This window comes from Xylophilus ampelinus (assembly GCF_003217575.1).
Classification (GTDB): domain Bacteria; phylum Pseudomonadota; class Gammaproteobacteria; order Burkholderiales; family Burkholderiaceae_C; genus Xylophilus; species Xylophilus ampelinus.
The window spans coordinates 48,274-54,607 of sequence record NZ_QJTC01000025.1 but is presented as its reverse complement, the minus strand read 5'-3'; the positions used below and the strand labels follow the sequence as shown (position 1 = coordinate 54,607).

8 protein-coding genes are annotated in these 6,334 nt (G+C 61.7%); all 8 read right to left on the bottom strand.

What is annotated here, in order from left to right; translation table 11 throughout:
- Positions 1-33: 33 nt before the first annotated feature.
- Positions 34-1,005: a PriCT-2 domain-containing protein gene (locus DFQ15_RS14500; protein WP_110466663.1), complete on the bottom strand. Its 972-nt coding sequence runs from the start codon at positions 1,003-1,005 to the stop codon at positions 34-36.
- Between the two features lie 54 nt (positions 1,006-1,059).
- Positions 1,060-1,497, bottom strand: a complete 438-nt coding sequence (locus DFQ15_RS17210) for a hypothetical protein (protein ID WP_146228764.1) — start codon at positions 1,495-1,497, stop codon at positions 1,060-1,062.
- Positions 1,498-1,517: 20 nt separating this feature from the next.
- The gene (locus DFQ15_RS14495) at positions 1,518-1,778 is read right to left on the bottom strand and encodes a helix-turn-helix transcriptional regulator (RefSeq protein ID WP_158529078.1); all 261 of its coding nucleotides are present in this window, start codon (positions 1,776-1,778) and stop codon (positions 1,518-1,520) included.
- 303 nt (positions 1,779-2,081) lie between these two features.
- A complete protein-coding gene (locus tag DFQ15_RS17205; RefSeq protein WP_146228762.1) occupies positions 2,082-2,804 on the bottom strand; it encodes a hypothetical protein in 723 nt (240 codons plus the stop codon).
- Between the two features lie 2 nt (positions 2,805-2,806).
- Positions 2,807-3,019 carry a hypothetical protein gene (locus DFQ15_RS14490; RefSeq protein WP_110466661.1) on the bottom strand — a complete coding sequence of 71 codons (213 nt, stop codon included), beginning with the start codon at positions 3,017-3,019 and terminating at the stop codon, positions 2,807-2,809.
- A 237-nt stretch (positions 3,020-3,256) separates the two neighbouring features.
- On the bottom strand, positions 3,257-4,003 hold the full coding sequence (locus DFQ15_RS14485; RefSeq protein WP_110466660.1) for a hypothetical protein: 747 nt from the start codon (positions 4,001-4,003) through the stop codon (positions 3,257-3,259).
- 54 nt (positions 4,004-4,057) lie between these two features.
- Positions 4,058-4,711 carry a DUF6988 family protein gene (locus DFQ15_RS14480; RefSeq protein WP_146228761.1) on the bottom strand — a complete coding sequence of 218 codons (654 nt, stop codon included), beginning with the start codon at positions 4,709-4,711 and terminating at the stop codon, positions 4,058-4,060.
- A 360-nt stretch (positions 4,712-5,071) separates the two neighbouring features.
- On the bottom strand, positions 5,072-6,256 hold the full coding sequence (locus DFQ15_RS14475; protein WP_110466658.1) for a tyrosine-type recombinase/integrase: 1,185 nt from the start codon (positions 6,254-6,256) through the stop codon (positions 5,072-5,074).
- Positions 6,257-6,334: the final 78 nt, after the last annotated feature.

Genomic DNA, 6,334 nt, shown 5'->3' with positions numbered 1-6,334 from the left:
GAGGCGCTGCTGCCCTGGAACATCGCGCTCGGATCAAAGTAGACCGCACTGCGTACACCGGCCTTCCGCCGCTCGCAAGGCCGTGGTTGTTTGAGCGCTTACGAACGCCGGGACGCCCGCTACAGCCTGCGCCGCACCCTCTGCCTTTGCCCGGCCCGGGTTGGTCCCGCTCTTCGCTTGCGTGGCCCTGTCGTCGTCTCCGCACACGACGATCTGCGCCATTGGATACAAGCTGCGCAGAGCCCGCGTGACATGGATCAGGTTGCCTGCATCGAACGCAACGGCAACAGGATGCCCGGTGGCCTCATGGATGCTGGCGGCTGTTGCATAGCCTTCGGCGACGAGTACCGGCGAGCCGCTGTCTTGCGCTGGCGCAGTGCCCAGCAGGTGCCACAGGCCCGATTTGCGGCCTCCACGCTGGAAGAGCTTTTCAGGCCCTTTCGCAGGCTTTGCCGGTGCGATGCGTTGCACGTTCCACAGCCGGCCCCCAGCGTCACGCAAGGGGATCAGCAGCCAGCCATCATCGGTGCAACGCACGCCGTGTGCTCGCACGCCCTTGCGCTCCAGATATGGGCTGCTGGAGTCGGTGTCTCCCGACTCCCAAAGCACATGCGCCGACACCGCCGCTGAGTCCTGGGCAGCGGCTTGCCGCGCTTGGTCGGCATCCCGGTTCTGGGTTCGCGGCTTAGGCTGCCGCTGGGTAGCGCTGGAGCCAGCGTTGGTGCTTGAGCTTGGCACTTCGAAGCCGTTTTGCTTGGCCACGCGCAGCAGCGTCCCGATGGCCACGCCGCCCCCCGCTTTGATGCTGCGCCACGTGCTGCGAGTGGCTGCTTCCTGGTGCCCGTCTGCAGTACGGCTCCAGTCCATGAACAGGGCTAGGCCATCGTCTTCCGGAAATTCGCTTTTGATAGCCATGCCGATGCGCGCCCACTCGTCACGCGGCATGTTGGCCGGGACGTGGTTGAGAGCCGACCGGACCAGCTCAGGCGTTATGACAGCTGGCATGTTGTGATGCGAGGCACACGCCTCAGCTAAAGCGCGGGGCCAGATCGGCCGCCGTCACAGGGTTGAAACTTGCCCGCAGCACCGCAGGCTGACCAGGCTCCGACTCGGCCAGCACATCACCCGTACGCGCATCGAGCACTCGCAGAACGGCCGCTGCATCGAAAGTGATGCGGTAGCGTCGGGATTGGGGGGGGTATAGGAAACCGACATGAGTGGAGCAACGCCGGCCGCCTTCGCCATGAACGAGGCAAGGCCCGCACGGTTGCGCAGGGAATAAACGGGGGTAACTCGCAGCAGCTCGCCAGTGCTTTCGATGACCTCTTCAACGACTCCGGGCCAGCACATCCGAACCCGCACTGCTGTACGCCCACGACGCCGCCACAGCCGCGAAAACACCACGACGCCATCCAGTTGTTGTGCGAATACCGCCTCGGCCTGCACCAGCCTCTCAGCGGCTGCTGCTCGGGCAGCGCCGAGCACCAGTCGGGCCACCGGGCTTTCAGCTGTGGCGCTCACCATAGCTGCGCGCTCGCAGCGTGTGTGGACTCGGCCACGCGTAGGCGAACCCACTCCATCACAGCCGACTCGGGCCATGCCGCAGCCCGGCGTGTGACGCGAATGCATGGAGGGAATTTGCGGCGACCATCAGGCCCAATCTGCTTCATCAGGGCGTAGATGGTCGACTTCTTGATGCCGCAGACATCTTCGACCTCGGGTAGGCGCAACAGCCGCTCGCGGACCAGCGGAGTTTCCGGCTGGGTGGGGACATTCATAACAGACCTTTCGTGTTGAGGCGCATCCGCCAAAGTGCGTAAACGTCCGTGCATGGTCTGCAATCTGCCGACCCAAAACTAGGGCAAATTGACACTACTTAAGAAATTTCCTGCCGAGCGCAATGGTCCGAGAAAGCTCCCGCAGACAGGGAAACGGCACTCTCTGGAATCCATTGCGATGCATGGACGTTCAACGCATGGTCTGAAATTTCGCTCGCCGCAACTAGGGCAAATTGCGACGAGTCAACCAGCTGGCCTGCCTGGATCGAGCACAGCCAGGTGCTCCGGCAGCTCGCTTGCCTGCTAAGGTGAAGTGCGGTCGCCTAGGGCATGGAGCATGTTCGTAAGCGGCCGCAGCCGGCCCCAAATTACGCCGGCCAACTGCGATGCAGTAACGCCTGATTCCGGCGCCAGAGTCAGCAGCATTTCGGTCCACTCCTGCAGCTCGTGCGACTGGCCCCAGCACCAGGCAATCAGCGTGTGCACGTCAGCTGCTGGATTGAGCACGAGAGGAACCGGGCCGCCCATCGTCCAGTTTTCATACTCGGTGGTCACGAATTCCAGATCTTTGCGCCTGCGAGGTGCTGGCGTTGCACAAGTGCCTGGCTGGCATGGTGCATCGGCCAGATTTGGCGCTGGCGCACCCACCGGCTCAGATGTCTGGATCTCACCGGATACCCGTGCAGATCGCCCCAGCAAGCCATCGATTCGACTCCGTTTATCCCGCGCCTCGCGCACCGCCGCAGCCCGTAAAGTCTCTGCTCTATCGATGCTGTTGGCGCCATAGCGCTCCGCTTCGGAATTGATGTCGTTCATGGCCCGAGCGGCGGTGTCGCGGATGCAATTGAGCATGCGCGCCAGTGTCTCGACGTCTTCCACAACCGAAGGATCTTCCAATCGCTTCAAAGACGCATTCGACAACGCCTCGATTTGAGCGAATGCCTCCTGCGATAGAGCGTCCATGTTCTCGATCGCACCGGCGAGGACTTTCGGACTTTCATACTGGGTGGAATGTTGCTGTCCCATGCTCAGGCCCTCCCATGCAGTTGGTTGAGGGCGGCCAGGGCCTGCACCGCTTTGCGGGTGGCGCCAGGGATGTTGCCAGCCGGCTGGCTCAGGTGCCAGAGGGCCATGCTCAGAGCGTTATGCGCCTGGGCGTGCAGTTGGATGGGATCGGGGGTGCCCTGAGCGGGCGATGGGGGCGCAGCGCGGCGGCTGGCCAAAGAAATGACCGTGGTCATGGCTTCGTGCTCCTTATCGAGACTTGAAACCACCGCCTGCGTTCCTAAGCGCAAGAGGTGGACGGGATGTTAAGAACACGCGATAAGACGTGCGTCGGGCGTTACCGCTCCGACCATCCCGCCCAAAACTGCTGCATGCTCGCCAACAGCGAACACGCGAAAGTCTAGACGTGACAAAACCTCGCTATCGGGGAGGTTGCACCGCTTATCGAATGGTGTTCTTACGCACCAGCCCGGTTAGGGGCCGAGGGAATTATTGCACGCAGTCTCGGCGAGTGCCAAGCGGTATTCCAGCCATCCGTCCATCACCCGCTGCAGCAATTCGCGCGCTTCCTGCAACTGCATCGGGCGATCCGGTGGATCCTCATTTGCTGCACCATGCCGGGACGCATCGCCAGCCGCAGAGGAGTTGGCGGTGCGCCTGAAGCAACCCCACTCTTTTTTACTAGTCCATCCGCGCTCGAAAAGATCAGTGTCGCTAAGCTTCAGGTCTTCTTGAATCAGCTCGCCCAGGCGGTACAGACCTGTCCAAATATCTGCGTCTGGGAGCTCTGTAAGCCGAAGTGCCTTTGCTACAAGTGGGTCGGCTTGCATGAGCAGGGCGAACTTCTGCAAGAGCGTCTCTTCACGCGGCTGCGCAGTGCGACCACCATTGCGCCAAATTCGGAGGTGCACCGCCGAAGGCGACAGATCGGCAAACGCGTCGGCTGGGAGGCATATGGACTGATCTAGGGTGCCGTCTTCGTGCCGGTATATGACACGGCCCAGCTTCAAAGGCTCCACCAAGCGTCGCGTGAATTTCAAGGCTCCAGACAACTCCTGTACACGGTTGCTTGCACACGCCCACACCTCTTCAAACTCAGCTTTCCTAGTGAGGTTGGTCAGAGCCAGATAAAAATTATCGTCAGATTCTTCGCGGAAGATCCAGTTGTCGAGCGACTCTGTTTGCTCTGCAAGGTATTCAAGAAACTCACGGTCACCCACGATTTGGATAGCCCAGATGGGCCTTGAACGATCACACGTCATAAAGAGCAGTTTTTAAGAGGCCCAGACCAGCCGGTCTTTGAACCAGTCGAGGTGTTCGTTCACGCGCGCTAACAGGCTGGCGTCGGATGCAGCGTCTGCAATGCAGACTGCAGCCAGGAGGGCAAGCATGGTGCTGTGCGCGGCCAGGGTTTGCAACTCATCCACCGGGTGCGTCGGCTCGACCATGTTGCCGTTGAACCAGTAGGACACCTGAATGCGACCGGTATGCGCGTAGTCGCAAACGATTCGATAGTTGTCCAGCTTCCACTGCGCCCACCACGCACCCTCCACTGCATCGCCAGCCATGACGTCAGCGATCAGCCTGGTGAGGTCAGGAAACTCTTGCACACCTTCTGAAAGACGCTCCACCTGCTCATCTGTTGCATAGGACTGCATCCACTGGGTTTTCAGCAGGCTTTCCGTGACAGCGCGGGCCAAAGCGAGCGCGGCACTGTTGAGGCGGGTCCTAAGCAAGAGAACGATGGCATGTTGCTGCTCCAGCACGACAGATGCCAACCCCAACACCATGCGACCGCGGAGTGAACCTGTGAACTGGTAATTCTGCAACGTATCCAGCAGGCGCTGCACGATCTCGGTTGGGGCGTGTAGCCATACAGGAATGGCATTCGCAGGGGCCGGCACGAATGCGCGGGGTGTGACATTCATGCGGTCTATTGTGTCCTGCGGGTGAGATGCTGAGGCCCAGGGGAAGCCTTTTTCCGCGAATTCCGCCAACGACCGGGGACAAATTCATGACCCCGCCAGAGGCAAACCTATATGTATGTATGAGAAAAATTTCACTATTCAATATATTCTGTATTTGTCCCCGCCTTGTCCCCGCTTGGTCCCCGCTTTGTCCCCGCCTCCATTTTTGCGTAAGTTGTTGATTTGTATAGAGCAGCACGATTTGTCCCCGTGTCCCCGCCTGTTTGCGGTTTCTTAGGTCGGTTGGCGATGAACGGTAGACGCAAAAAAGCCGCCAAGCATTACTGCTGGGCGGCCTGTGGCTAGGGTGTCGGAAGGCTGCTAAGCCATGACGCCGGCCCGCAGCGAATCGATGTGGTCGCCCCACCACTGCATCAGTTTTGCCCGGTCATCCAGGTAGGTGGAACGGTGATAGGCCGCCCGCACCTCGTTGCGCTCGATATGGGCCAGCTGCCGCTCGATCACATCCGGGTTCCATCCCCGCTCATTAGCGACGGTGGAGAAGAGCGCACGAAAGCCGTGGGCGGTGGCGCTGCCCTTGTAGCCGAAGCGGGCCAACGTGCTGTTGAACGTGTTTTCGCTCAGGGGCTTGCTTTGGTAGGAGGGGCTGGGAAACACCAGCTCACGGCCGCCGCTGATGCCCTGCAGCGTCTGCAGCACCGCCAGGGCCTGCGCCGACAGCGGCACCAGGTGCTCATTGCGCATCTTCATGCGGCTGGCCGGTATGCGCCACACCGCCGCGCTCAGGTCGAATTCGTCCCACCGTGCGCCCCGCACCTCACCCGGGCGGGCGGCGGTCAGCATCAGCAGGCGGAGGGCCTGCACGGTGATCGAATCGCCCTCGTAGCCGTCGAGCTGCGCCAGAAACCGGGGCAGCTCGCGCTCCGACAGTGCCGGGCGGTGCTGCACCCGCCGGGGCTGCAGGATTTCGGCCGGCAGCAGGTCCACCATGGGATTGCTCTCGATGCGCTTGTGGATGACGGCAAAGCGGAAAACCGCCTTGATCCGCTGCAGTACTCGGCCCGCCATGTCGCCCGAGCCACGGGCCTCGATCTTCTTGACGGCCTGCATCACGTCGAGCGCCTGCAGGCTTGCCATGGGCCGCCCACCGAAGGCGGGGAAGATGTCGGCCGCCAGGGAGGACCTAACGCGCTCACGAGTGGCAGGGATCCACTTGCCGGCCTGGTGCTGCAGCCAGTCGGTGGCCACCGCCTCAAAGGTGTTGACCGACTCGAATGCCGTCTTCACCTTGGCGGCTTTCCGCAGCTCTCCGGGATCGTCCCCACGTTGCAGGGCCTGGCGGGCTACGTCGAGCCGCTCCCGGGCTTCCTTGAGCCCCACCTGGGGATAGACACCAAAGGCCAGCCGCTTCTCCTTGCCGTTGATGCGGTACTTCCACCGCCAGTAGCGGCCACCGGCTGCGGTGACTTCCAGATAGAGGCCGGCGCCATCGGCATGCTTGCCGGGCTTAGTGAGGGTTCGTAGCTTGGCGTCAGTGAGTTTCAAAGGGGTACCGTCATGGGTCTGGGGGCACAAATGGGGGCACATTCGGCCCCCGCTGTGACGATAGCCAGCATTCATGCG

What these genes read in the sequence shown, in the direction of transcription:
- DFQ15_RS14500 (WP_110466663.1), bottom strand. Translation starts at nt 1,005, where the DNA reads ATGCCAGCTGTCATAACGCCTGAGCTGGTCCGGTCGGCTCTCAACCAC.
- DFQ15_RS14495 (WP_158529078.1), bottom strand. Translation starts at nt 1,778, where the DNA reads ATGAATGTCCCCACCCAGCCGGAAACTCCGCTGGTCCGCGAGCGGCTG.
- DFQ15_RS17205 (WP_146228762.1), bottom strand. Translation starts at nt 2,804, where the DNA reads ATGGGACAGCAACATTCCACCCAGTATGAAAGTCCGAAAGTCCTCGCC.
- DFQ15_RS14490 (WP_110466661.1), bottom strand. Translation starts at nt 3,019, where the DNA reads ATGACCACGGTCATTTCTTTGGCCAGCCGCCGCGCTGCGCCCCCATCG.
- DFQ15_RS14480 (WP_146228761.1), bottom strand. Translation starts at nt 4,711, where the DNA reads ATGAATGTCACACCCCGCGCATTCGTGCCGGCCCCTGCGAATGCCATT.